The 24,074-nt window shown below is 61.2% G+C and carries 23 protein-coding genes; 12 read left to right on the forward strand and 11 right to left on the reverse strand.

Annotation, left to right across the window (positions count from 1 at the left end; all coding sequences use genetic code 11):
- Positions 1–106: 106 nt before the first annotated feature.
- From AC3VI7_RS00005 to AC3VI7_RS00020, 4 genes are all read left to right on the forward strand, one after another.
- A complete protein-coding gene (locus tag AC3VI7_RS00005) occupies positions 107–1,489 on the forward strand; it encodes a 3-deoxy-D-manno-octulosonic acid transferase (protein WP_489668603.1) in 1,383 nt (460 codons plus the stop codon).
- On the forward strand, positions 1,486–1,791 hold the full coding sequence (locus AC3VI7_RS00010; protein WP_489668604.1) for a hypothetical protein: 306 nt from the start codon (positions 1,486–1,488) through the stop codon (positions 1,789–1,791). Before AC3VI7_RS00005 ends, AC3VI7_RS00010 begins: the two co-directional genes overlap by 4 nt.
- A 3-nt stretch (positions 1,792–1,794) precedes the next feature.
- Positions 1,795–2,220, forward strand: a complete 426-nt coding sequence (locus AC3VI7_RS00015; RefSeq protein WP_489668605.1) for a hypothetical protein — start codon at positions 1,795–1,797, stop codon at positions 2,218–2,220.
- Positions 2,221–2,312: 92 nt separating this feature from the next.
- A complete protein-coding gene (locus AC3VI7_RS00020) occupies positions 2,313–3,206 on the forward strand; it encodes a hypothetical protein (protein WP_489668606.1) in 894 nt (297 codons plus the stop codon).
- On the opposite strand, the gene AC3VI7_RS00025 is transcribed toward AC3VI7_RS00020, so the two are convergent.
- The 5 genes from AC3VI7_RS00025 to AC3VI7_RS00045 are packed head-to-tail and all read right to left on the reverse strand — an operon-like array spanning position 3,178 to position 7,666.
- Positions 3,178–4,434: an ROK family transcriptional regulator gene (locus AC3VI7_RS00025; RefSeq protein ID WP_489668607.1), complete on the reverse strand. Its 1,257-nt coding sequence runs from the start codon at positions 4,432–4,434 to the stop codon at positions 3,178–3,180. The two genes, AC3VI7_RS00020 and AC3VI7_RS00025, sit on opposite strands and share 29 nt — an antisense overlap.
- On the reverse strand, positions 4,431–4,901 hold the full coding sequence (locus tag AC3VI7_RS00030) for an RbsD/FucU family protein (RefSeq protein WP_489668608.1): 471 nt from the start codon (positions 4,899–4,901) through the stop codon (positions 4,431–4,433). Before AC3VI7_RS00030 ends, AC3VI7_RS00025 begins: the two co-directional genes overlap by 4 nt.
- A 33-nt stretch (positions 4,902–4,934) precedes the next feature.
- Complete coding sequence (locus tag AC3VI7_RS00035) at positions 4,935–5,726, reverse strand: ATP-binding cassette domain-containing protein (RefSeq protein WP_489668609.1); 792 nt, start codon at positions 5,724–5,726, stop codon at positions 4,935–4,937.
- Positions 5,726–6,685 carry an ABC transporter permease gene (locus AC3VI7_RS00040; protein ID WP_489668610.1) on the reverse strand — a complete coding sequence of 320 codons (960 nt, stop codon included), beginning with the start codon at positions 6,683–6,685 and terminating at the stop codon, positions 5,726–5,728. The genes AC3VI7_RS00035 and AC3VI7_RS00040 overlap by 1 nt, the downstream gene beginning before the upstream one ends.
- A 27-nt stretch (positions 6,686–6,712) precedes the next feature.
- Positions 6,713–7,666, reverse strand: coding sequence for a sugar ABC transporter substrate-binding protein (locus tag AC3VI7_RS00045; RefSeq protein ID WP_489668639.1), 954 nt, complete (start codon positions 7,664–7,666; stop codon positions 6,713–6,715).
- Between the two features lie 195 nt (positions 7,667–7,861).
- Here AC3VI7_RS00045 and AC3VI7_RS00050 point away from each other — a divergent pair, with 195 nt between their 5' ends.
- Positions 7,862–8,878: a carbohydrate kinase family protein gene (locus AC3VI7_RS00050; RefSeq protein ID WP_489668611.1), complete on the forward strand. Its 1,017-nt coding sequence runs from the start codon at positions 7,862–7,864 to the stop codon at positions 8,876–8,878.
- A gap of 20 nt (positions 8,879–8,898) precedes the next feature.
- On the opposite strand, the gene AC3VI7_RS00055 is transcribed toward AC3VI7_RS00050, so the two are convergent.
- Positions 8,899–9,612: a YebC/PmpR family DNA-binding transcriptional regulator gene (locus tag AC3VI7_RS00055; protein WP_489668612.1), complete on the reverse strand. Its 714-nt coding sequence runs from the start codon at positions 9,610–9,612 to the stop codon at positions 8,899–8,901.
- A gap of 137 nt (positions 9,613–9,749) precedes the next feature.
- Here AC3VI7_RS00055 and AC3VI7_RS00060 point away from each other — a divergent pair, with 137 nt between their 5' ends.
- Together AC3VI7_RS00060 and AC3VI7_RS00065 are read left to right on the forward strand one after the other, a co-directional pair.
- Entirely contained in the window at positions 9,750–10,184 is a 435-nt protein-coding gene (locus tag AC3VI7_RS00060) for a DUF29 domain-containing protein (protein WP_489668613.1), read from the forward strand.
- A gap of 157 nt (positions 10,185–10,341) precedes the next feature.
- Positions 10,342–12,693: an AAA family ATPase gene (locus tag AC3VI7_RS00065; RefSeq protein WP_489668614.1), complete on the forward strand. Its 2,352-nt coding sequence runs from the start codon at positions 10,342–10,344 to the stop codon at positions 12,691–12,693.
- A gap of 70 nt (positions 12,694–12,763) precedes the next feature.
- Here the strand turns inward: AC3VI7_RS00065 and ureC are convergent, their stop codons facing one another.
- Genes ureC through AC3VI7_RS00085 form a run of 4 tightly spaced genes read right to left on the reverse strand, consistent with a single transcriptional unit; the run spans position 12,764 to position 15,326 of the window.
- A complete protein-coding gene (gene ureC, locus AC3VI7_RS00070) occupies positions 12,764–14,491 on the reverse strand; it encodes an urease subunit alpha (RefSeq protein ID WP_489668615.1) in 1,728 nt (575 codons plus the stop codon).
- Positions 14,491–14,796 (reverse strand): urease subunit beta, encoded by a 306-nt coding sequence (locus AC3VI7_RS00075; protein WP_489668616.1) that lies wholly within the window; start codon positions 14,794–14,796, stop codon positions 14,491–14,493. The genes ureC and AC3VI7_RS00075 overlap by 1 nt, the downstream gene beginning before the upstream one ends.
- Positions 14,796–14,972, reverse strand: coding sequence for a hypothetical protein (locus AC3VI7_RS00080; protein WP_489668617.1), 177 nt, complete (start codon positions 14,970–14,972; stop codon positions 14,796–14,798). Before AC3VI7_RS00080 ends, AC3VI7_RS00075 begins: the two co-directional genes overlap by 1 nt.
- A 51-nt stretch (positions 14,973–15,023) precedes the next feature.
- The gene (locus AC3VI7_RS00085; protein ID WP_369415857.1) at positions 15,024–15,326 is read right to left on the reverse strand and encodes an urease subunit gamma; all 303 of its coding nucleotides are present in this window, start codon (positions 15,324–15,326) and stop codon (positions 15,024–15,026) included.
- A gap of 78 nt (positions 15,327–15,404) precedes the next feature.
- Between AC3VI7_RS00085 and AC3VI7_RS00090 the strand changes: the two genes are divergently transcribed.
- The 5 genes from AC3VI7_RS00090 to AC3VI7_RS00110 all read left to right on the forward strand — a co-directional run bounded on the left by AC3VI7_RS00090 (position 15,405) and on the right by AC3VI7_RS00110 (position 22,040).
- Positions 15,405–18,410: an ATP-binding protein gene (locus tag AC3VI7_RS00090; protein WP_489671168.1), complete on the forward strand. Its 3,006-nt coding sequence runs from the start codon at positions 15,405–15,407 to the stop codon at positions 18,408–18,410.
- Complete coding sequence (locus AC3VI7_RS00095) at positions 18,407–19,381, forward strand: response regulator (RefSeq protein ID WP_489668619.1); 975 nt, start codon at positions 18,407–18,409, stop codon at positions 19,379–19,381. Before AC3VI7_RS00090 ends, AC3VI7_RS00095 begins: the two co-directional genes overlap by 4 nt.
- 37 nt (positions 19,382–19,418) lie before the next feature.
- Positions 19,419–20,246 carry a CPBP family intramembrane glutamic endopeptidase gene (locus tag AC3VI7_RS00100; protein WP_489668620.1) on the forward strand — a complete coding sequence of 276 codons (828 nt, stop codon included), beginning with the start codon at positions 19,419–19,421 and terminating at the stop codon, positions 20,244–20,246.
- A 75-nt stretch (positions 20,247–20,321) separates the two neighbouring features.
- Positions 20,322–20,768, forward strand: a complete 447-nt coding sequence (gene yiaA / locus AC3VI7_RS00105; RefSeq protein WP_489668621.1) for an inner membrane protein YiaA — start codon at positions 20,322–20,324, stop codon at positions 20,766–20,768.
- A gap of 18 nt (positions 20,769–20,786) precedes the next feature.
- Positions 20,787–22,040: a glycosyltransferase gene (locus AC3VI7_RS00110; protein WP_489668622.1), complete on the forward strand. Its 1,254-nt coding sequence runs from the start codon at positions 20,787–20,789 to the stop codon at positions 22,038–22,040.
- Between the two features lies 1 nt (position 22,041).
- Here the strand turns inward: AC3VI7_RS00110 and brxL are convergent, their stop codons facing one another.
- Entirely contained in the window at positions 22,042–24,063 is a 2,022-nt protein-coding gene (brxL, locus tag AC3VI7_RS00115; RefSeq protein ID WP_489668623.1) for a protease Lon-related BREX system protein BrxL, read from the reverse strand.
- Positions 24,064–24,074 lie beyond the last annotated feature (11 nt).

Below are 24,074 nucleotides of genomic sequence, written 5' to 3' on the forward strand. Positions count from 1 at the left end.
GCTTTGAAGGTCACACCGCTGAAGCCTTGGCGCGCATCCAAGCGCAGTTCCTCAGCTTGCTGCGCGAAGTCTTGCCGGAGGCCACGTTCCAGGCCGCTGCGCACTGATGCGTTTGGCAAAAAGTTTGGCAGGGACACTGGCGCTCGGGCTGTACAGCACCTTGATGCGTGCGGTGGTGGCACCGCTGCTGCCCCTGCGCCTGCGTTGGCGGGCTCGGGCCGAGCCGCTGTACGGGCGCTTCATGGCTGAGCGCTATGGCTTTTATGGTGCCGATGCGCGTCTTCTGCCCAAGGCAGGTGCCAAGCCGCTTAGGCTGTGGCTGCACGCGGTCTCCTTGGGCGAAACCCGGGCGGCTGAGCCCTTGTTGTGCGCCTTGCGTCAGCAGCAGCCGGATCTCCAACTCATCTTGACGCACGGCACCGCCACCGGGCGGGAGACCGGGCAGGCGTTGCTTCGGCAGGGCGATGTGCAGCTTTGGTTGCCCATCGACACTCCCGGGGCGGTGCGCCGTTTTTTGCGCGCTTGGCAGCCTCAGGTCGGTGTGTTGATGGAAACCGAGGTCTGGCCAAATCTGCAAGCCGAGAGCGCCCGCGCCGGGGTGTCGGTGGTGCTGGCTAACGGTCGCTTGTCAGAGCGCAGTCTGGCCAAGTCCTTGCGACTGCATGCCCTGATGCGCCCTGCGGTGGAAAGCCTCAAGGCCGTGTTGGCGCAAACCGAGGCTGACGCGCTGCGTTTTCGTCAAGCCGGGGCCGCTCAGGTCGAGGTGTTGGGCAACCTCAAGTTCGACATAACGCCCGACCCTGCTTTGCTCGCGTTGGGTCAGCGTTGGCGCAGCCATGCCGATCCCAAACGCCCCTTGATCTTGGCGGCCAGTTGGCGCGAAGGCGAGGATGCACCGCTCTTGGCTGCTTGGCAGCAACTCTGCCAACGCTGCGACGCCGCCAAGCGCCCACGGCCGCTGTTGGTGTTGGTGCCGCGCCATCCGCAGCGCTTTGATGAAGTCGCCGCGATGGTTCAAGCCGCAGGTTTGAGTTTGGTGCGGCGCAGTCGCTGGACAGAGGCGGAGGCTGATCAAGCCTTGGCCACAGCTGATGTTTGGTTGGGCGATTCGATGCGCGAGATGCCCGCCTATTACGCTTTGGCCGATGTCGCCCTTTTGGGCGGCAGCTTTGCTCCGCTGGGCGGCCAAAACCTGATCGAAGCCGCCGCCTGCGCCTGCCCCGTGGTGATGGGCCCGCATACCTTCAACTTCAAGGACGCCGCCCAAGGTGCCCAAACCGCCCAAGCCGCCCGCCGTTGCGCCGATCTACCTGAAGCGTTGGATCTCGCCCTGCACTGGGCCAGCGATCCACCCGCCTTGGCCTTGGCTCGCCAAGCCGCCACCACCTTTGCCACCGCCCACCGAGGCGCAGCAGAGCACATGGCGCGGCGAATTTTGGCGTTGCGTAAGTTGACTCCCCCTGAATGTTATGGGAGCGCCAACGCTTGAAAACCCTTCGCCCGCTGACCTTGCTGGCCCTGATCGTGCCGCTGCTGATGTTGATGGCCTGTGTATTTGTCCCGACCTCCAAGCCGGTGTACGACCGGGATTGCCGCGTCACGTCCAAGGAGTTCGAGCTTCAACCTGTCGTGTTGCAAGGCATGCAGCATTGCCATCACGAGGAATGCGCGGCCATGCTGGTGGTGGCCGGTGCTGTGGCCGCGACCTCTGCGGTGATTTCGGGCAGCGTGGTGGTGCTCGGTAACATCGCCTATTGGCTGGAAAAGCAGGGCCAATGCAACCGGGAGTGACTCTTGATCGCTAAAACGCTTTTTTGGACCCTTCTCCTTGGTCTGATCGCCAGCTTTGGCTGGCATTACCGCGAGGCTCCTTTCATCCAGCGCTGGCTCAATCCGCCGCCGCCCGTGGTGACGCAGGAGCGCACTTGGCGGGATGACGCCGCTGCTCTGCCCGCAGCGGCTCAAACGGCTCAGCCCGCCCAAAAATCCACCGGCGGCATGCGCAAGTGCCGCCAAGGTGCGAGCGTCGTCTATACCGACGGCGACTGTCCGGCGGGTAGCCAAGAACACAGCGTGGGCGGCACCGTCACGGTGCTGAAGGATCAGCGCAAACTGGTTAACGCCGCCAAAGCCGCCACACCGAGCACTGAAACCACGCTGCCGTTGACTGAAGACCCAGTGATGCGCGCCAAGCGCATGGAGCAGGTCATTGATCAGTGAATACACTGCTTGATCTGGGACAGGCTCACCCAAGGGGTGATGTCTGTAAGCTAGCCGGCCGCACGGTGCCCTTTTGAACATACATCCCCTACATGAAGACCTCTTCCCTCTGCGTTGGACGCATCCCGTCGTTGCTGGCTAGTCTCTTGCTGGTCGCACCCGCCTGTTGGGCTCAATCGACGCCCACCGTTTGGACCGCCCCCAAGCCGGCCCAACAAACCCAAGCCCAAACTCCCGTTGCAACCGCCGATAAACCGCCCGCTGATGCGCGTAAGTGGTCGTTTTCATGGGGTTGGAACCGCGAACACTATTCGAGCAGCGATATTCATTTCCAAGGTGCTGGACATGACTTCACGCTGGCCAACGTTCAAGCCAACGACCGGCAGTCCGATCTGACCTTGGCCAATATCTTTCAGACCTACCTCAATCCGCTGCGTATCACCATTCCGCAAACCAATGTCCGTTTGGCCTATCAGTACGCTGACAACACGGCCATCGCGATCAATTTGGATCACATGAAGTACGTGATGGCCACCGATCAATTGGTGGGCATCTCGGGGGCGATCAATGGTTTAGCGCAGTCCGGCAACCAGGTGCTCAGCACCAACTTCTTGACCTACGAGCACACCGACGGCCTGAATGTGCTGTCGGTCGAATGGGAAAAGCAAAAGCCGGTGACGGTCTTTGGTTTTGTGCCTAACTCGCGTGTTTTCGGCTTGGTCGGCGCGGGCATCGTGTTGCCCAAGAGCAATGTCGAATTGGGTGTGATGGGGCGGGCACGTAACGATGAATTCCACTTGGCGGGCTACAGCGCCCACTTGGGTGCAGGCTTCGAGACCGATTTCCTGAAGCGTTTCTTCGTGCGCACGACCGCCAAGATGGGCTATGTCGATCTGCCAGATGTCTGGACCAGCGCGCAGAAGGACAAAGCCTCGCAGACGTTCAACTACAAGGAACTCATCCTCGCGGTGGGTGCCCGGTTTTAAGAAAAACTTCGGGGTCGGGGGCGAAAGCAGCGTGTAGCGGCAGCAGTGCGCCGCCGAGCGCCCGGGCATCACTGCCGATGGTGCCGGCGTGCAAAGTGGGTCGGGTCACGCCCTCCCAGCTGTGGGCGTTCAGGGCGCGCTCGGTGGACACGATCAGTTCGGTCAGCAAGGTGCGACTGAAAACACCATCGAGAACGACGTGGCCCAGATCAAGCAAGCAAGCGGCGTTGGCGATGCTCAGCGCAGTGGCCTGAGCGGCTTGCGCCAGCCAACGCTCGGTGAGTGCTCGCCAAGGCGCCTGAAGGGCGCGCTCGTCTTGAGCTGCGTCGATATCCAACCCCGCTGCTGAGAAAAGCCGCTGCAAATTGAGCAGCGAGGCTTGGCTCAGCACCTGTGCGGGCACCGGACCAGCCGGTTGGGCCGCATGCAGCGGCATCGAACCCACCGCGCCCGCGTTACCGCTGCTGCCGCTGTGCAAGTGGCTGTCAAGCACCAAGCCGCCGCCGATGAAGGTATCGACGAAGAGATACAGAAAACTCTTCAGGCTATGGCCCCGGCCGGCGACCAGCTCGGCGGTGCAGGCCGCAGCGGTGTCTTTGAGCAGATGCACCGGCAAATCAAGGGCGCGCACCGCCGGCAAGGCTTGGATGCGGCTGTAGAGGTCGATCTCGTTCCACGCCTGCGCTTGCGCTGGCGGCACATCCAGCAGCGCTTGCCAACCCCCCAGCGATAAGGGCGCGGCCACGCCGATGCCGGTAAGGCGCTCGGGTGCGCCTGCGTTGATCTGCTGCAAGTGCGCCATGGCATCACCCAGCATCGCTTGCAGGTTGTCGAAGAGCGTGAGCGGATCGGGGAAGGGGTAACTGCGCTCTAGGCGCAGGCGCACGCTGCCGGTGAAGTCGATCAGCAGCACGTCCATGCTGCGCCGGCCGATCTTGATGCCGATGGCAAAAGCGCCATCCGGGTTGAGCGCAATCGGCACCGAAGGCTGGCCAATGCGCCCCCGCAAGGGCGCGCACTTGATCAGCAACTGATCGTCGAGCAGTTTGTTGACGATCAGCGAGATGGTCTGGGTGCTGAGGTGCGTTAACCGCGCCAACTCGGCCTTGGGCAAGTCGCCATGCAGGCGGATGGCGTGCAGCACCACCCGCTCGTTGTACTGGCGCATCCCAACATGGTTGGAACCTCGGGGGCGGAGCTGGAGGAGGGGAGCTGCGTGGTGCGTCATGGATCGAGGGTTTCGCTGAGGACACCCTTCTTGAGAAGGACATTGCCGTAGGGCTGCAACTCGCCCGTGAGGACGATGGCAAACGCTCGGCGGACGCGATCATAGAAGGCGAAGCGCTCCACCGCCTCACATTGTTCGGCCTTGGCATGACCCTCACGCACCAGCCACTCGACCACGTCGCGCTGTTGGCGACTGCGATAACCCTCGGGTTGACCACAGACATGCATATAGGCCACGGGCTGAGTCACCGCCGCGTCCAGCGGCAGCAGACTCAGCACCGCTTGAACTGTGCGTGCCACGCCCGCGCCGGGCAGGTGAATCAGGGGCTTGCGCTGGCCGTCCGCGCCAACGCTCAGGCTGGCTGCGGTGAAGTTGGCGTCGGCGATGATGATTTCGTCACCGTGGCCCATCTCGGCCAAGACCTTGAGCAGATCGGGCGTCAGCAGAGGGTCGATACCTTTGAGCATGGGGTTTTCTCCTGATCTTTTGTTCGCGCGCGCTCAGTGGGCCAAACATTCACGCGGAATCTGCTCCGGGGCCATCGCTCCGGTCATCACCGCCACGGTGTCGCTCATGCTGATCTTTTTCGGGTCGAGGATGGCAGCGCGCCGACCCAGCCGGGCGACGTGGATGCGGTCGGCGATCTCAAAGACGTGCGGCATGTTGTGCGAGATCAAGATGACGGGCAGGCCCTTGTCGCGCACCCGCCGAATCAGCTCCAGCACCATGTTGCCTTCCTTGACGCCCAAGGCGGCGGTCGGCTCGTCGAGGATCACCACGTGTTCAGCAAAGGCCGCCGCGCGAGCCACGGCCACGCACTGACGCTGACCGCCTGAGAGGGTTTCGACCGCCTGCGTCATGGACCGGATGCCAACTTTGAGGTCGTTCATGCGCTCAATGCTGATCTCCAGCATCTTTTTCTTGTCGAGCATGCGCAACACCGAGCCGGCAAAGCCCTCGCGACGTAGCTCGCGACCAAGGAAGAGGTTTTCGGCAATGGTCATGGCCGGGGCCACGGCCAAGTCTTGGTAGACCGTTTCAATCCCCACCCGACGCGCATCGAGCGGGCTTTTGAAGTGGATGGGTTCGCCGTCGAGCTCCATCGTGCCTTCATCGGGGATGGTGGCTCCCGACAGCGCTTTGATCAGGCTGGATTTGCCCGCGCCGTTGTCGCCGATCACGGCCAAGATCTCACCGGCGCGCAGCTCAAAGTCAGCGCCGTCCAGCGCAGTGACTTGGCCGTAGCGTTTCACCAGGCCTCTAGCCTGCATGACGATTCGGTTCGAAGCCATCAGCGGCCTCCCTTGCGTGAAAGTTGATCAACCGCCACCGCCACGATCACCAAGATGCCGGTGATCAAGACTTGGTAGACCGAGGACACGCCCATGAGCGTGAGCCCATTGCGCAGCACACCCACCACAATGGCCCCGGCCAGCGAGCCCAGCACCATGCCGCGCCCGCCAAACAAGCTGGTGCCGCCCAGCACCACGGCGGTGATGGCGTCGAGGTTTTCAGTCTGGCCGCCATTCGGGTCACCCACCCCGGTGCGGGCCACGGTCAGTAGCGAGGCGATGCCATAGAACAGCCCGGCCAGCACGTAAACCCCCAGCAGCACGCGCTCCGTGGGGATGCCCACCAAGCGGGTGGCTTCCGGGTTGTTGCCCACGGCGTAGACGTGGCGGCCGGAGGCGGTGTCACGCAGCCAGAACCAGACGACGAGATAGAGCGCCAGCATCAGCACCGTGCCGTAGGCGATGGGCGAGCCGCCGAGCAAGAAGGTGTTGCCCAGCCACGTCATCATCTCCGGCACATCCGTCACCGTTTGGGATGAGGAATAGAGCTGCGTGATGGCAAAAGCGATGTTGAAGGTGCCCAGCGTGACGATGAAGGGCGGCAACTTGATGCGCGTCACCAGCAAACCGTTGATCAGGCCAAACAGCGTTGTGACTGCGATGCCGCACAGGATGGCCAGCGGGGCCGGCATGCCCAGATCGACCGCAAACTTGGTCATGACGATGCTACCCAGCGCCATCACCATGCCGCACGACAGATCAATGCCGGCCGTCAAGATGATCAGCGTCTGGCCGATGGCGATCACGCCCACCACCATGACTTGTTGCAGGATCAGCGCGAAGTTGTCACCGCTGAAGAAATGGTCGGTGGTGAAGCCAAAGATCACGCACGCCACCGCCAAGGCGATGAAGGGCCCGAGCTGACTCAGCGGCGGTAACTTGTCCTTGAAGGTGGTCATGGTGGTTATCTCCTTGGCGATGACGGATTACTTCTTGCCCCAGCAGAGGTCTGTGCCGGTCTTGACGTCCTTGCTATCCACGCCCTTGACCGCCTTGCCCGCGATCAGCGTGACGCCGGTATCGACATAGCCGCTGGCCTTCTTGCCGCCCTTGGCGTAGTCCACGCCCGCTGCCACACCCATCGACGCCATCTTGAGCGGATATTGCTGCGACGTCGCGGCGATCACGCCCTTGCCCACGTCGGCAATGCCCGCGCAGCCACCGTCCACCGAGACGATCAGCACGCCTTTTTCCTTGCCGGCTTTCTTGAGCGCGTTGTAAGCACCGGCCGCAGCGGGTTCATTGATGGTGTAGACCACGTTGATGGCAGCGTCCTTTTGCAGGCAGTTTTCCATCGCGGTCTGGCCCTTGGCTTGGTTGCCGTCGGTATCCGCTGCACAAACGGTCTCAGGCGTGCTGGAGAGTTCCTTCGAGTTGGTGTCCAGCGCTTGCAGCCCAAAGCCCTTCATGAAACCGTTGTGGCGTTGCGCGCCCACCGGATGACCGGGAAAGAGATCCAGCATGGCGATCTTGGCCGGCTTGTCGCCCAGCGAGGCCTTGGCGTACTGGCCGATCAGGATGCCGGCCTTGTAGTTGTCGGTGGCGAAGAGGGCGTCAGCGCCGTCAAAGGGGCTGTCGAGCGCAATGACTTGCACGCCCTTGGCTTGGGCCTTCTTGACCGCCGGGATGATGGCGTCGCCGCTGGAGGTGATCAGGATGGTCTTGGCTCCGGCCGTCACCATGTTCTCAATGGCGTTGATCTGGGCGGCCGTGTCACCGTCCTTCTTGCCCGAGGCGGTCATGAGCTTGACCCCCAGCTTCTTGGCCTCGGCCTGCGCGCCTTCCTTCATCTTGACGAAGAAAGGGTTGGTGTCGGTCTTGGTGATCAGGCCGATGACGATCTTGTCCTCAGCTTGAACGGGGCTGGACATCAGGGTCATGCAGGCGAGGGTGGCGGCAGCGAGGCTGAGGTTCAGGTGCTTCATGGTGTCTTGTCTCCGTTGGGGGATCGAGGAAGGGCCGGTGCGGTGTAGTGTGGTGTTGCGCACGGACCGAATGCTAGTCTTCTGAGTTAATAAATCAATGAGATTGATTTAGTGCTTTCCCTAGTGCATCCACGCCAAGGTGGTGCCACCATGGCGCGACCCCGTGCCTTCTCAGGAGAACCCGTGAGCCCCGACCGACCCCCTTCGCCTTCGTCTTCGATCCCTTCGTTGTCTTCCGCCTTGCCCGTGGTGATTTGCGGTGAGTCGCTGCTTGATGTCTTTCAAGAACGGCTCACGCCCACGGGGCTGATGTTGGATGCGGTGGTGGGGGGCTCGCCGTTGAACGTGGCGGTGGGCGTGGCGCGCTTGGGGCAGCCGACGATTTTTCTCGGCGCGATTTCACGCGATTTCTTGGGCGAGCGCATCGATCAAGCCATCCGCGCCGAAGGCATCGACCCTTGCGGTTTGGTGCCCTGTGATGCACCGACCACCTTGAGCCTGATTGGTTTGGACGCTCATGGCGTGCCGAGTTATCGCTTTTACGGTCAGGGCGGAGCAGACCGGCAAGTCTTGGCCAAAGATCTGGCGCGGCTGCCCCAAAAGGTCGCGGCCCTGCACTTTGGCTCCTACGCCTGTGTGGTTGAGCCCATCGGCACGACGATCCGCCAATTGGTGCAGGAGCGTTTTGCCAGCACTGTGATCGCCTACGACCCCAATGTGCGCCTCAACGTTGAGCCCGATGTGGCCGTCTGGCGCGCCACGGTGGCGTGGATGAGCTACCGCACCCATCTGCTTAAGCTCAGCGATGAGGATTTTGCGGTGCTTTACCCTGAGACCACCCCCGAAGAGCAGGCCGCGCGTTGGCTCGCTGTGGGCGTGCGCTTGGTGGTGTTGACCCGTGGTGGGCGTGGTGCCCAAGCTTGGTGTGCAGCGGGCACCTGTGCGGTCAACTCACCCGACATCAATGTGGTCGATACCGTCGGTGCCGGCGACACTTTCCAAGCCGCCACCCTCGTCGCCTTGGCCGAACGCGGCCTCCTCAGCCCCGATGGTTTAGCGCATCTCAGCCTAGAGACTTGCCAAACCATCCTTGCCTTCGCCGCCCAAGCCGCCGCCATCACCTGTACCCGCCGTGGGCCTGATCTGCCGAGACGGGCGGAGTTGTGAGTAACGCCGCTTTAGGTGGATCAGCCCGCCAACCCTGCGAACACGTTTTGCACGTCTTCGTTGGCGTCGAGCGCAGCGAGGAAGGCTTCGACTTCTTCGAGCTGCTCAGTGCTCAGGCTGCTTGGAGCGATGGGGTTTTTCGGCTTGTAGCCAAGCTTGGCTGAGAGCACCGTGAAGCCTTGAGCGGGCAGGGCGCGGCAGACCAAGTCAAGATCGGTGGCCTCGGTCACAAAAACGGCCACGCCATCGTCGTCAGCGGCTTCAAAGTCTTGGGCCCCGGCTTCGATGGCGGCCATTTCCACATCCGCCCCAGCCGCAGCCGCTTCGGCCTCGATCAGACCGACGTGTTCAAAATCCCACGACACCGAGCCCGATGTGCCCAAGTGGCCCTTGCGAAACAGCACGCGCATTTCTGAGGCCGCGCGGTTCACGTTGTCGGTCAAGCACTCCACCATCACCGGCACGCGGTGCGGCGCAAAGCCTTCGTACATGGCGTGCTCAAAATGCACCGCCTCACCCGTGAGGCCTGCGCCCTTTTTGATGGCGCGCTCCAAGGTATCTCTGGGCATCGAGACCTTGCGGGCTTGTTCAAGCACCAATCGCAAACGCGAATTGGCCGCCGGGTCCGCCCCATGCCGGGCCGCAATCATGATGTCCTTGGACAGCTTGCCAAACAGCCGGCCCTTGGCGTTGGCTGCGAGATCCTTGTGCTTGGCTTTCCATTGCGCGCCCATGTTCTGCGTTTCCTTGTGTTGTTGAGTGTCGATATGAAGTGCGCAGGATTCTAGGTGAGGGGACGGCGATGAGCCCCTTTGTAGCTACACCTTGGTGGAGCATTCACAATGCGACCTCAGCTTGAAGGAGTTGCCCCATGGGAACGCTGTATGAACAAGACGTGATGGCTTGGGCCAGCGAACAGGCTGCGCTGTTGCGCGCCGGCAAGCTTGCGGCCATCGACATCGAACACATCGCGCAGGAGATTGAGGACGTGGGCAAGAGCGAAAAGCGCGAACTCGCCAGCCGCATGGCGGTCCTGTTGGCGCATTTGTTGAAGTGGCAGTACCAACCCGGCCGACGCGGTAACAGCGGGTCGCGCACCATCAAGGAACAGCGCAAAGCCCTTGCCGCCGCGCTGCGCCAGACGCCAAGCCTGAACGCCACCCTCACCGATCCCGACTGGATCGCCGGCACCTGGGCCGACGCCGTCACCAAAGCCATCGACGAAACCGGCCTCGATACCTTCCCGGAGGATTGCCCCTGGGCGATGGCGCAGGTGTTGATGCAGGAGTTTTTGCCGGAGGGGTGAGGTAACACTGTGTGACCATCGGGGCGAGCCGATTCACCTAGTCGGGTGGAGTTTGGGAAGGTGGCGCGGAATGTGGTGGAGTTTGAGGTGGATATCATGGCTGGATGATGCTTTATCAGTTGATAAACTATTGAAATAGTGAATCAAGGGGGAAAATATGAAAATCACACGATTACAAAAAGCCAAGAATTATCGAATATTCCGTGACTTCAATTGGCCGACCTCTGGCCTGCCAGATTTTGCTCGTTTTAATGTTGTCTACGGGTGGAATGGTACGGGGAAAACATCGCTCTCGAATGTTTTTCGCATGGTCCAGAGAAAGCAGCCATTGACTGAGGGTGCTGTTGAGATTAACGTCGGACACACTCGGGTTTCTGGGGGAGACTTTGGCACGGCAGCCTTGCCGTCAGTTCGTACGTTCAATCGTGATGCCGTGGATCGCAGTGTCTTCGAGGTACCAAATACGCAACTGCCACCTGTATTTTTCCTCGGGGAAGACAGTGTTGAGAAGCAGAGACGTATTGAAGAGCTTTCGAAGGAATCGGCCGCTCAGGTAGCATCCGAATCGCGTTGGGATCGCAAGAAGGTGGAGGCCAGTTCTGCGCTTGAAACCATTTGCTCCGAAGAAGCGAAGGGCATCAAGAATCTGCTCACGGTAGCCGGTGGCGGACCGTTCAATAACTACAATGCAGCCAGCTTCAAAGCTGAAGTTCAGGCACTAGTCAAACGCTCAACCTTGCCGCCGCAGTTAACGGATGAACAACGTCAAGCGCACTTGGCAACCAAAGATGGCAAGGCACTGGAGCGAGTCGTTGAACCGAAGATTCAATTTCCTGATGTTGTTGGCCTGACCTCCCGAACGAAAGAAATGCTCAGGCGTTCAGTGGTTTCGGCCGTGCTCAGCGATCTGGTTGATAACCCGAGCGTGGCCTCGTGGGTGAACACAGGTTTAGGCCTGCACCGTGGACAGCATCTGACTACCAACTGCCGGTTCTGCGATCAGCCTCTCCCCGAGTGCCGGATTCAACAGCTGGAAGCGCACTTCAACAACGAGTTCAAACATTTTGTCTCCGACGTGGACAGTCTCGTCGCTGAGATCCAGGAAGCGCGGGAGTTTCCGAAGGTACTTCGTGTGCCACCCAAGGAAGCGCTCTACGCCAATCTCCGGCCGGCGTACCAGAAAGCAATGGGCACTCTCACCCAACAAGCTGGCACAGTTCCAATGGCTCTGGATGTCTTGCTCCGTGCGCTGAAATCCAAGCGGGACGAACCATTCAAAGTGTTAGATCTCGCCCACTTCATTACCAATGCTACGGCCGAAGGATCTCCTGCTGGTGGTATTGAAGTGTTTTTTCAGATTGTTATTGCTGGTATTTCAGCCGTGGGTGCAGCCATCGGAAAAACAGCCTTTGATCAGCTGACGGAAATAATTAGGCAGCACAACCAGCATACGGATACCTTCGACGATGAAGTGAAGAAGGCGCGATCCGCTTTGGCACAACATGAGGTACTCAGGGCACTGCCTGAGTGGCAGAAAAAGTCGAATGCGGTGACGGAGGCCAGAGACCAAGCCAATGCGGCACGTGAGGCAGCAGGAAAACTCAAGACTCAAATCGTCGAGCTGGAATTGGAAGTTCGGCAACATCGCCGACCAGCAGAAGAATTGAACCAAGAGGTCGCAGCATACCTCGGCCGTGACGAACTGCGGTTCGAAGTTGAGCAAAATGGCTATCGGATTATGCGTGGTGGTCACCCGGCAATGCATCTCAGCGACGGCGAACGCACAGCGATTGCATTCCTGTATTTTCTCAAATCGCTGAAGGCTACTGATTTTGATCTTGAAACTGGGATCGTCGTGATTGACGATCCTGTGTCCAGTCTAGACGCTAATTCGCTGTTCAGTGCATTCGGATTCCTGAAACAGCGAACCGCAGAAGCAGGACAACTTTTTGTACTTACACACAATTTCACCTTCTTCCGGCAAGTCAGGAATTGGTACTACAACCTTCCCAATCAAAAGAAGAAAGATGTGAGCCAGCAGCCGGCACGGTTTTACATGCTTGCGACGGAGTTCGTCGGGGGAGTGAGAACCGCCAGACTCGATAGTCTTGACCCATTCCTACATCAGTACGAGTCCGAGTACCACTATCTTTTTAAACGGGTTCACGAAGAGGCAAACAAGGCTGTCGTGCCCAGACTGGAGACCTATTACGCCATTCCAAATATTGCGCGACGCCTTCTGGAGGCGTTCTTGGCATTCAGAATCCCAGATAAGCCAGGTGAGCTTTTCCAGAAACTGGAATGCATTGAGTACGATACAGCGAAAAAGACACGCATCCTGCGGTTCCTGCATACGTACTCGCACTTCGACCAAGTAGCAGAACCTGACCACGATCCGTCAGTACTCTCCGAGACGCCAGCAATTCTTCAGGAGCTTTTGGAGTTCATTCGGCACTGTGACCCTGACCACTACAAGCGCATGGCCGACCTTGTCTCTGCCGCGTCCTAGTGGGTGTTATTGCCGTATCGAACGCTGTTGGAAGGGGCCAGCCGAAGGTATTGCGCACCGGCCCCCATCCTCAAAACAAAAAATACCGCTGCGCCATTGGCAGCGAGGTCGCGGGTTCGCAGGTGAGGAGTTGGCCGTCGGCGCGGACTTGGTAGGTTTGGGCGTCGATGTCCATCACCGGCAGGTAGGCGTTGTGGATCATGTCGGTTTTTTGGACGCTGCGGCAGCCTTTGACGGCGGAGGTTTGTTTACGCAGGCCGTAGCGTTCAGCCACACCGGCTGAGGTGGCGGCTTGGCTGAGGAAAGTGAGCGAGGTGCGGGCCACCACGCCGCCGTAAGCGCCAAACATCGGCCGGTAGTGGACGGGCTGCGGCGTGGGGATCGAGGCGTTGGGGTCGCCCATGGCGGCCATGGCGATGAAGCCGCCTTTCAAAATCAGGCTCGGTTTGACACCGAAAAAAGCCGGACGCCAGAAGACCAGATCGGCCCATTTGCCGACCTCGATCGAGCCGACCTCGTGGCTGATGCCGTGGGCCAACGCGGGGTTGATGGTGAGTTTGGCGAGGTAGCGTTTGACGCGGGTGTTGTCGTTGCGTGAGGTGTCGCCGGGCAACGAACCGCGTTGCTCTTTCATCTTGTGCGCGGTTTGCCAGCAGCGGATTTGCACCTCGCCAACGCGGCCCATGGCTTGGCTGTCGGAGGAGAACATGCTGATGGCACCCAGGTCATGCAGGATGTCTTCGGCGGCGATGGTCTCGCGGCGGATGCGCGATTCGGCAAAGGCCAAGTCCTCGGCAATGCCCGCGTCGAGGTGGTGGCAAACCATCAGCATGTCCAGATGTTCATCCAGCGTGTTGATGGTGTAGGGCCGGGTGGGGTTGGTCGATGAGGGCAGCACGTTGACCTCGCCCACCACTTTCATGATGTCGGGCGCGTGACCGCCGCCCGCGCCTTCGGTGTGGAAACTGTGGATCGTGCGGCCTTTGAAGGCGGCGACGGTGTTTTCGACAAAGCCCGATTCATTGAGCGTGTCGCTGTGGATCGCCACTTGCACGTCGGTTTCTTCGGCCACGCTCAGGCAGCAGTCGATGGCGGCGGGCGTGGTGCCCCAGTCCTCATGCAGTTTCAGGCCGATGGCCCCGGCATCAACCTGCTGGCGCAGGGCTTCCGGGCGGCTGGCGTTGCCTTTGCCGAGAAAGCCCAGATTCATCGCAAAAGCGTCGGCCGCTTGCAGCATGCGGGCGAGGTTTTCGGGGCCGGGCGTGCAGGTGGTGGCAAAGGTGCCGGTGGCCGGGCCGGTACCGCCGCCGATCATGGTGGTGACACCGCTGCTCAGGGCTTCTTCGATCTGCTGCGGGCAGATGAAGTGGATGTGGGTGTCAATGGCCCCGGCGGTGACGATCAGGCCTTCGGCCGCGATCACTTCGGTGCCGGGGCCGATGACGATGTCCACGCCCGGTTGCACGTCCGGGTTGCCCGCTTTGCCGATGGCGCAGATGCGCGAGCCCCGCAAGCCGATGTCGGCCTTGACGATGCCCCAGTGGTCGAGGATCAGCGCGTTGGTGATTACGCAGTCCACCGCATCCCCCGCACCCGGCCCGTTCATGCGCTGGCTCTGACCCATGCCGTCGCGGATGGTTTTGCCGCCGCCAAACTTCACCTCCTCGCCGTAGCCGCCAGCGCGCAAGGTGTAGTCGGCTTCAACTTCGATGATCAAGTTCGTGTCGGCCAGCCGCAGGCGGTCGCCCACCGTGGGGCCGAACATTTCAGCGTAAGCGCGTTTACCCAGCGTGGCCATCAGAGGGCTCCTTGCACCAAACCGCGAAAACCGTAGACCTGTCGATCCCCGGCGTAATCCACCAGCTCAACCGTGCGTTGTTGGCCGGGCTCGAAACGCACCGCCAGCCCGCTGGCGATGTTGAGCCGCATGCCGTGCGCGGCCGCGCGGTCAAAGCGCAGCCCGGCGTTGGTCTCGGCAAAGTGGTAATGCGAGCCGACTTGAACGGGGCGGTCGCTGGCGTTCTCCACCACCAGGCTCAGCGTGCGCCGACCGGGGTTGAGGATGAGCTCGCCATCATCGGTAAACAGTTCGCCGGGAATCATCATTTCCTCCCGCTGAGCCAAAGCACCAGTCCGATCAACGCCAAGGCGATGTAGCCCACCACATCGGTGCTGTGCCAATGCGCCGCCCCAGGCAGGCCGTGACCTTCATGGGCCAGCGCCCAAGAGGAGCTAAGCAGCAGGATCAAACCAAGAAAAGGCGTGTGTCGCGGGGTCATGAAGAGCCTCATGGTGTCTGTGGCCCCAATGCGGGGCGTTCTAGTGGGCGCTCAGGCAATCGGTTGGTGCACAGTCACCAATTTGGTGCCGTCGGGGAAGGTGGCTTCGACTTGGATGTCGGGGATCAGCTCGGGGATACCGTCCATGACCTGATGGCGCGTGAGGATGGTTTTGCCTTCGCTCATCAAGGTGGCCACGGTTTTGCCGTCGCGGGCTCCTTCCATGATGGCCGCGCTGATCAGGGCCACGGCCTCGGGGTAGTTGAGCTTCAGCCCCCGGGCCAAGCGACGCTCGGCCAGCAAGGCGGCGGTGAAGATCAGCAGCTTGTCTTTTTCACGCGGGGTCAGTTCCATGGGGTGCGTCCTTGCAGGATGGATGCCAGCTTGCCTGAGTCGGCGCGCAGCTGGTGCGATTCTTGAACAGGAGCGGGTATGCATCCGCCATCGACCCTTGAGCCCACCCAGCACGTCATCAAAATCCGGCGCGACTACAACGCGTGGGTCGCCAGCGAAACGCTTGAAGATTACGCCTTGCGCTTCACCCCGCGCTCAGCCCGCCGCTGGGGCGCTTGGCGGGTGGCGAACACGGCCTTCGGGGGCGCGGCGTCGTTTCTGGTGCTGGAAGCGGTCGGGGCGACACTTTTGGTGCAGTACGGTTTCGTCAATGCTGCCCTTGCCATCCTCACCACTGGGTTGATCATTTTGGTGGCGGGCGTGCCCATCAGCGTGTACGCCGCACGCTACGGCGTGGACATGGATCTGCTCACCCGAGGGGCCGGTTTTGGTTACTTGGGCTCGACGCTGACCTCGCTGATCTACGCCGGTTTCACCTTCATCTTCTTTGCCCTCGAAGCGGCTGTGATGGCTTACGCCTTGGACATGGCCTTCGACATCCCGCCCGCTTGGGGCTACTTGATCTGTGCTTTGGTGGTGCTGCCGCTGGTGACGCACGGCATCCGCACCCTCAGCCGTTTGCAGGTCTGGACCCAACCGCTGTGGCTGCTGCTGTTGATCACGCCCTATGTGTTTGTCTTTGCGCACCATCCTGGCGTGCTGGCCGAGTTGGCGGGCTACGGCGGCCAAGCGGGGTTGACGCATGTCGATGCGCAGGCCTTTGGTGCGGCACTCACGGTCGGGATGGCGCTCATCACCCAAATGGGCGAGCAGGCCGATTACCTGCGTTTCATGCCCGAGCGCGCCACCCTTGGGAGAGGCCGCTGGCTGGCGGCCACCTTGCTCGGCGGGGTGGGTTGGGTGGTCCCGGGGGTGTTGAAGATGTTGGGTGGGGCCTTGCTGGCTTGGCTGGCCTTGAGCCACGACGTGACCCACGAGGTGCCGCTGGAGCGCGCGGTCGATCCGAACCAGCTGTACTTGGGGGCTTTTGAAGAGGTGTTCTCGCGCTACGACTTGGCGGTGGCGGCCACGGCGCTGTTGGTGCTGGTGTCGCAGCTCAAGATCAACGTCACCAACGCCTACGCCGGCTCGCTGGCGTGGTCGAACTTTTTTGCCCGCCTCACCCACAGCCATCCCGGTCGGGTGGTTTGGCTGGTGTTCAACATCGGCATTGCGCTGCTGCTGATGGAGATGGATCTCTTCCAAGCTTTGGGCGGCGTGCTGGGGCTGTACGCCAACATCGCCATCAGCTGGTTCATGGCGGTGGTGGCCGATCTGCTCATCAACAAACCGTTGGGCTGGTCGCCCAAGGGGATCGAATTTCGGCGCGCGCATTTGCATGACCTCAACCCGGTGGGCGTGGGTGCCATGGGCTTGGCCTCGGCTTTGTCGATCGCAGCGCACTTGGGCGCTTTTGGGGCCTTGGCCCAAGCGTGGTCGGCCCTGATCGCGCTGCTGACGGCGTTGTCGGTTTCGCCGCTGATCGCTTGGGCGACCCAAGGGCGTTTTTATCTGGCGCGCTTGCCCACCCAACTTTCAGCACACGCTTGTGGCTGCACGGTGTGTGCCGGCACGTTTGAGGCCGAAGACATGGCGGTGTGCCCGGCTTACGGCGGCTCGATCTGTTCGCTGTGCTGCACCCTTGATGCGCGCTGCCAAGACCGCTGCAAACCGCCCGAGGCGCGCTGGTCGGTGCAGAGCGTGCGGCTGCTGAGATGGGTATTGCAGCGGCTCTTGCCGCGTGCGCTCGGGCCCTATCTCGACAAAGGTTTGGGCGACTACTTGGTGCTGATGCTGGGGGTGCTGCCGCTGCTGGGGGGCTTGCTGAGTTTGGGCGCGCTCAAAGCCTTTGCTGCCCTGAGTGTGCTGGCCGGGGTGGGCGTATGGTGGCTGGTGCTGGCGCAGCAAAGTCGGCGGGTGGCGCAGGAGGAAGCTCAGCGCCAGACCCAAGCCTTGCAAGACGAGATCGCGCGCCATCGCCAAACCGATCTGGCTTTGCAAGAGGCCAAGCGGCGCGCTGATGCGGCCAATCAGGCCAAGAGCCGCTACATCACCACCATCAGCCACGAGATGCGCACGCCGCTCAACGCCATCCTGGGTTATGCCCAACTGCTGGAGGAAGACGCCAGCATGCCGGCCCATCGGCGGCACGCGCTGAGCGTGATCCACCGGGGCGGGGATCATTTGCTCTCGCTGATCGAGGGCACGCTCGACTTGGCGCGCATCGAAAGCGGCAAGCTGAGTCTGGACGTGCGTCCGATGCGCTTTGTGCAAAGCCTGCGCGAGATCAGTCAGCTCTTTGAGCTGCAAGCCGCCGCCAAAGGCCTTGGCTTTAGAACCCTGCTGGAAGTCGGTTTGCCCGAAGCCGTACGCGCCGATGACAAGCGCCTGCGCCAGATCCTGATCAACGTGCTGGGCAACGCCGTCAAGTTCACCCGCCAAGGCGAGGTGGTGCTGTGGGTGGGCTACACCCGCGAGATGGCGCGCTTTGAGATCCGCGACACGGGGCCCGGCATGACGCGCGACGAGCTGGCGCGGGTCTTTGAGCCTTTCGAGCGCGGCGCGGCCGCTGGTGCTGGGCCGAGTGAAGGGCAGGGCACCGGCAGCGGCACCGGGCTGGGGCTGACCATCAGCCGCATGCTGACCGATTTGATGGGCGGCGAGTTGACGGTCGAGAGCACGCCGGGGGTGGGCACGGTGTTTCGGCTCAAGCTCTTTTTGCCCAGCGTGGCGGCGTTGCCAGCACCCACATCCACATCGCCCACATCCTTGCCGATATTTGCTCTGCTCACAGATCCGCCGCCCGCCCTGAGCTCAGCGTTGTGCTCAGGGCTGCAAGCGGTCCGCTCGGCTGCTGCGCTGGGGCATGTGCGCGGGGTGCTGCGTCTTTTGGATACGCTCGATACCGAGCTTGGCCCCGAAGACCGTCACCGACCGCTTTTGGCGCAGCTGCGACTTCTGGCCCGCGCCTGCCAGCTCAACGCTTTGGACGCTGCGATTCAACAAGCGTTGTCACACGCTTTGCCACCCACCTCATCGCCATGATCGCCATGAACCAAGACCTTGGCTTTGACCGCAGCAGCACCGATCTGATCCTGATCGTTGATGACGTGCCCGACAACTTGGCCGTGCTGCACGACGCGCTCGACGAGTCAGGCTACACCGTGCTGGTGGCCACCGACGGCCCTTCCGCCCTGAGCCGCGCCGCGCAAGCGCAGCCCGATCTGATCTTGCTCGACGCCGTGATGCCGGGCATGGACGGTTTTGAAGTGGCGCGCCGCTTGAAGGCCGAACCCGCCACTGCCACGATTCCGATCGTTTTCATGACCGGCCTGACCGACACCGAGCATGTGCTGGCGGCCTTTGCGGCTGGCGGCACCGATTACGTCAACAAGCCGATCCGGGTGCGCGAGGTGCTGGCGCGCATCGCCACCCACTTGCACAGCGCCCGCGCCCAGCGCCAAGCGCGCAACGCCTTGGACGCCTTCGGCCATGCCACTTTGGTGGTGCAGGTGCCTGACGGTCGGCTTGTCTGGCAAACCGCCTTGGCGCGCCAGCTGCTCGAAACCCACTTTGCCAGCGACGGCCGCTTGGCCCCGCCCGCGCTGATCGCGTGGTTGCAGCGCCTCACCATGGCTAGCATGGGTAGCCTGGGCGGCGCTTGGCCAGGTTCTGCGCCGCCGCCATCCCTGACACTGAACGCCGGTCGCCACCGCCTGCGCTTCACCTTGCACGAAGCCACGGGCGAGGATCAATGGCTCTTGGTCCTGCGCGAGGACGACGACAGCGCCCCCCTCGACGCCCTGATGCAAGCCTTCAAACTCACCCCCCGCGAAGCCGAAGTCTTGGCTTGGGTCACCCGGGGCAAAACCAACCGCGACATCGGCGACATCCTTGGCTCCAGCCCCGCTACCGTCAAAAAACACCTCGAACACGTCTACGAAAAACTCGGCGTGGAAACGCGCAATGCCGCCGCAGCGGTCGCCAGGGGTCGGGTATGGGGGTTGACTCAATAGACTGGCTCCGCCTCTTGATGGTCAAATCTTGCCCACCATGCAAAAACTTCGATCTTCTGCCCTGCTGCTGCCCCTTCTTTTTGGGGCCTTGGCCTTGACCATAGCGGTCATGGCGCGCTGGGTGATCGACCCGCTTGCGGGCGTTTCGGGGTTCGATGGCGGCACACCGGGCATGTTGCTGTGGATCTTGGCCCCCGCGCTGCTGGCGGGCTGGTTTCGGCGCATCGACTTGACCCTCGGAGCAAGCAACCCCTTTGCCTTGCGGCAACGCCCCGTGCGTTTTGCCATCGGGGTGGCGGTGTTGGCCATGTTTGCGGTTTGGTGCGTGATCAAGTTGGGTTTGGCCATGGGGGGCTTGGTCATGGATCACTCGACCGCGCCTTTGTCTTGGTACCAACGACTGCGTGATCTCCTCGGCATTGCGGTCTTCGCTTTGCTGGAAGAGTCCGCTTGGCGGGGCTATCTGATGCCTGCGTTGTTGGCGCGCTTTCGTTATGTGGTGGTTTTGATCGTCGGGGCCACGATCTGGTTTGCTTGGCATCTGCCTTATTTGGATGTGCTCTCAGCCAACTACACCAATGAATCCATGGCGACCTTGGCCCCCCGGCTGTGGGTGGGAATACTGGCCATGCAGTTCCTCTACATCGAGCTCTTCTTGGCGTGTCGCTCGGTCTGGCCCGCGTTCGCTTTGCATGCTGCGGTGAATATCGTGGCCCAAGGAAGCCTTGAAACCGGCTTGACCCTGAACCGCACGCACACCTGGACCTTCTCACCCAGTGCCGATGGTTTGCCGATCATGCTGCTCTGTGCTGTGGTCGGCGTGGTGCTGTACGAAGTTCGCATGAGCCGCAAGAGCTTATCCTGACGCAGGCTGATCTGGCGCAAAGCAAGCGGGGCGAGCAGGCAGGCATCCTTGAGGCGATATGGAGGAGGAAACATCATGAAATCACATATTCAACGTCCCACAGGCGCTTTTGTGGGGGCATCGTGGTCGGCGCTGCTGATTGGCGCGCTGACCTTTCTGATCGGGCTGTGGAATGCCGGTATGCCGCTGAGCGTGAAGGGCTTTTATTTCACCGTTTTGATGTATGGGCTGTTCTCGGCGGTGTCCTTGCAAAAGTCGGTCCGGGATCGCCTTGAAGGGATCTCAGTGAGTGGCATCTACTTCGGGCTGTGCTGGGTTTCGCTGGGTTTGGCGCTGCTGCTGCTGACGGTCGGACTCTGGAATGCCGACCTCACACCCAGTGAAAAAGGCTTCTACGCCATGTCGTTTTTACTGAGCCTCTTTGCGGCCGTGGCCGTCCAAAAAAACGTGCGCGATCTGGCACTTTTTGATGATGAAGATGCTGCGGCTCTGTCCGAAGGTGGCGGCCCGAATGGTGCTTAACGAGGTTTGAAGCGACCCATGCGCTATGTCGTGATCACGTTTGGCACCGAAGGCGACACGCGTCCTTTGGTGGGCGTTTGCCGGGGTTTGATGGATGCCGGTCATGCCGTCAAGTTGCTGGCCGACCGATCCACGTTGGATTCGGCCAGGGCCTTGGGCGTACCGACCCTTGCTCTGGCCGGTGACATGAAGGCCACGGTGGCTCCGGGGGGCGCTTTGTCGCGGCTGATGATGGAGGGTGGGGATGCCTCGCTCATGGCCAAGGCGGTGGCCCGCATCGCCAACGAACACACCACGGCGTGGCTCCAAGCGGTGCTGACCGAGGCTCGGGCCATGAAAGCCGATGCGATTTTGTTCTCGGGCATCGCCAGCTATGTGGGTTTGGCAGCGGCGGAGCATCTCAGTCTGCCGGCCATCGGTCTGGGCCTGTGGCCGATTTCTCCCACGCGCGACTTTCCGTCACCGCTCTTGCCGCCCATGCGCCTGCCGGGCTGGCTCAATCGACTTAGCCATCAAATCGTCAACGCGGTGTCGTGGCGGATGTTTCGCAAAGCGATCCAAAGAGCCCAGTACACGGTGAGCATCCCTGATGCTCCGCCGCCACGCCAACAGGCCCAACAGGCTTGGCGGGATTACCCGATCCTCTACGGAGTTTCCAAACATCTGGTGCCTCGGCCCGAGGATTGGTCCTCGCTGTGGCAGATCTGCGGGGCTTGGTCTGCGCCTTCGGGGGTGTGGAAACCCACGCCAGCCTTGGCGAACTTCCTCAAGGACGGCTCGCCGCCGATCTACGTCGGCTTTGGCAGCATGGCGGGCTTTGATCAGCGCACCCTTTTGACCACGTTGATCGAAGCCATCGACGGTCAGCGCGCCTTGTTTTTCCCGGGCTGGAGTGGCATCACCGCCATGGATCTGCCGCGCAACATGTGCCTGATCGGCGCGGTGCCGCACGACCATCTTTTCCCGCTGACCAAGGTGGTGATTCACCACGGTGGCGCGGGCACCTCGCACACGGCAGCCCGAGCGGGCGTGCCTTCGGTGGTGATCCCCTTTGCCGGCGATCAGTTCTTCTGGGCCGACCGGCTCGCACGCGCCGGGGTGGCCCCCCCTGCGGTGCCGCACACGCGCATCCACGCTGACCAGCTCAAGGAGATGATCGCCTGGGCAGAGCAAGACGAAGTCCGCAACCGCGCCAAAGCGCTTGGGCACGCCATGGCCCAAGAACATGGCGTGCGTTATGCCGTCGAGCACATTGAAAAACTCAGCCGTTGAGTTACTCCACGCCCAGTGCTTTGAACGCAGCATCCACCGGATCGGCATAGAAACTGGTTTGGAACTTGGCGAAAAGTTCACCCGGTACGGTGGGCAAATCGGTGACGCTGGACATGGGCAGCAAGATGCGTTTGGCACCAGCATCAAAGGCGACTTGCATGCTTTCTGCCAAGTTGCGCGCTTGTGTGATCGTGCCGCCGAGACTCATATCGCCCATCACCACCATTTGGCTTTGCACGGGCTTGCCCAAAGCGGCCGAGCACATGGCAATGAAGCTCATCAAGGTGATAGCTTGGGGCGGGCCGCTGCTTTGTAGCTCCACCCAATGCACATGAAAGTCGCGTTCCGTCGGTCGAATCGAGGCGCTAACTCGCTGGGCATGGGCTTTGAAGTAATCAAAAGCCACCCGGACCGGCTCGCGTGACAACGCCCCAGACACCGACAATTTGCCGCTACCGGCGATGGCTTGGATCTCAGCGCGGTAGGCACCGGGCATGCTGCTGCCCATGCTGATGGTGTGCAACACCCCGGGGTTCAAGCGACCTTCGGGGATCAAACCGCCCCCGCCTTGCTCAGGCACCGAGACAAAGTGCTCTTGCTGTGTGCTCAGGTCGATGTACGAGAAATGCACGTCGTAGAACTCCATGCCACCGATCTTCTTGAGCTGCTCTTTGACGCGCCGCCGGGTTTCTAGGGCGTAGACCAAGCAAACCCGCACCTGCTCTTTGCTGAACTCGCCATGCGGGCAGAGCAGCTTGAGCAAGCCCGAGACCGTGCGCCGCACTGCGATGGTGTCGCGCTGGTTCAAGTTGTTGCCCAGCTTGAAGTGTGGGTCGATGGCATCCGCAAAGCTGATCTTGCGCAGCTCTCGCAGCGCCTCAGCCAAGTAATCAACGATCAAGCCGAACTGGTTGGTGAAGAACTCTGGGCGCATCTTCGGGATTTCCCAACCCGGCACGTAGGCGTGAAAACGGTCGAAAAAAGCCGCATCGATCATCGCCTCGGGAAACGGGGCCAGTAGATGCGAGGTTTTGACCAGCGACTCGACGCTTTGGTTGATGTTGCCGACGAACACCATGGAAGCATTGGCGTTGATCGACTCCCGCCCCCGGCTGAACGAGCCCGAGGCCATGTAGTCCTTCATGATCTGCACGCCGTCGTGGTCCTTGAAGTTGATCCCAGCCACCTCATCAAAGGCCACGCAGTCCCACAGACCCACCAGCCCCACTTTGCGGGCCGCCATGTTGTAGAACAGGTTCGCTACCGTCGTCTGTCCGCCAGACACCAAGATGCTGTTGGGACTGATTTCCTTGTAGATGTGGCTCTTGCCGGTGCCGCGTGGCCCCAGTTCGCAGAAGTTGTAGTTGTTCTCGACCAGCGGAATCATGCGGGCCAGCAAGTGCCATTTCACGCGACTTTTGAACGCTGTCGGCTCCATGCCGGTCGAGCGAATCAGTACATCGATCCATTGGTCGTCGCTGAACTGTCGTCGGCCCTCGAACAGTGCTTGCATGTCCATGTTGGGCATCTGGATCGGCTTCAGATCCTCGACGATGAAGGGCGAGCCTTTCTGGTTCTCTTCGAAGGAATAGCGCAGCGTCACGATGCACCAAATGCCACCCACCAGCAGCTTCTCAAACTGGCGCACGATGCGATCCGCAATCTCGGCACTCTTGACGCCTAAGTTGGACAGCAGCGCCTCATAGACATCCCGCTTCTCGTTGAGCTTGACGGTGACCTTGTCGATCACCTTGTAGCTACCGCTTTCACGGATCTTCGACTTGACCTTTTCGGCCTCATCTGGGCGGACATAGTTCTCCGCCAAGATCCGTTTCACGCTCTGCAAGCCTTGCTCAATCGTGGCTTCATCGTCCGAAGCGCAGTACATGCCGAGCAAATACTCCAGCACATACACCGGCACGTTGGCTCCTTCCTTGATCAGTTTGGTCAAATCTTTGCGGACCACCTTGCCCGCAAAGTGCCTGGGCAGCAATGTGTCGATATCAGCACTGATCGTGTTCATCTCTGCACCCA

It is taken from the genome of Leptothrix toolikensis (SeqCode) (genome assembly GCF_057922285.1).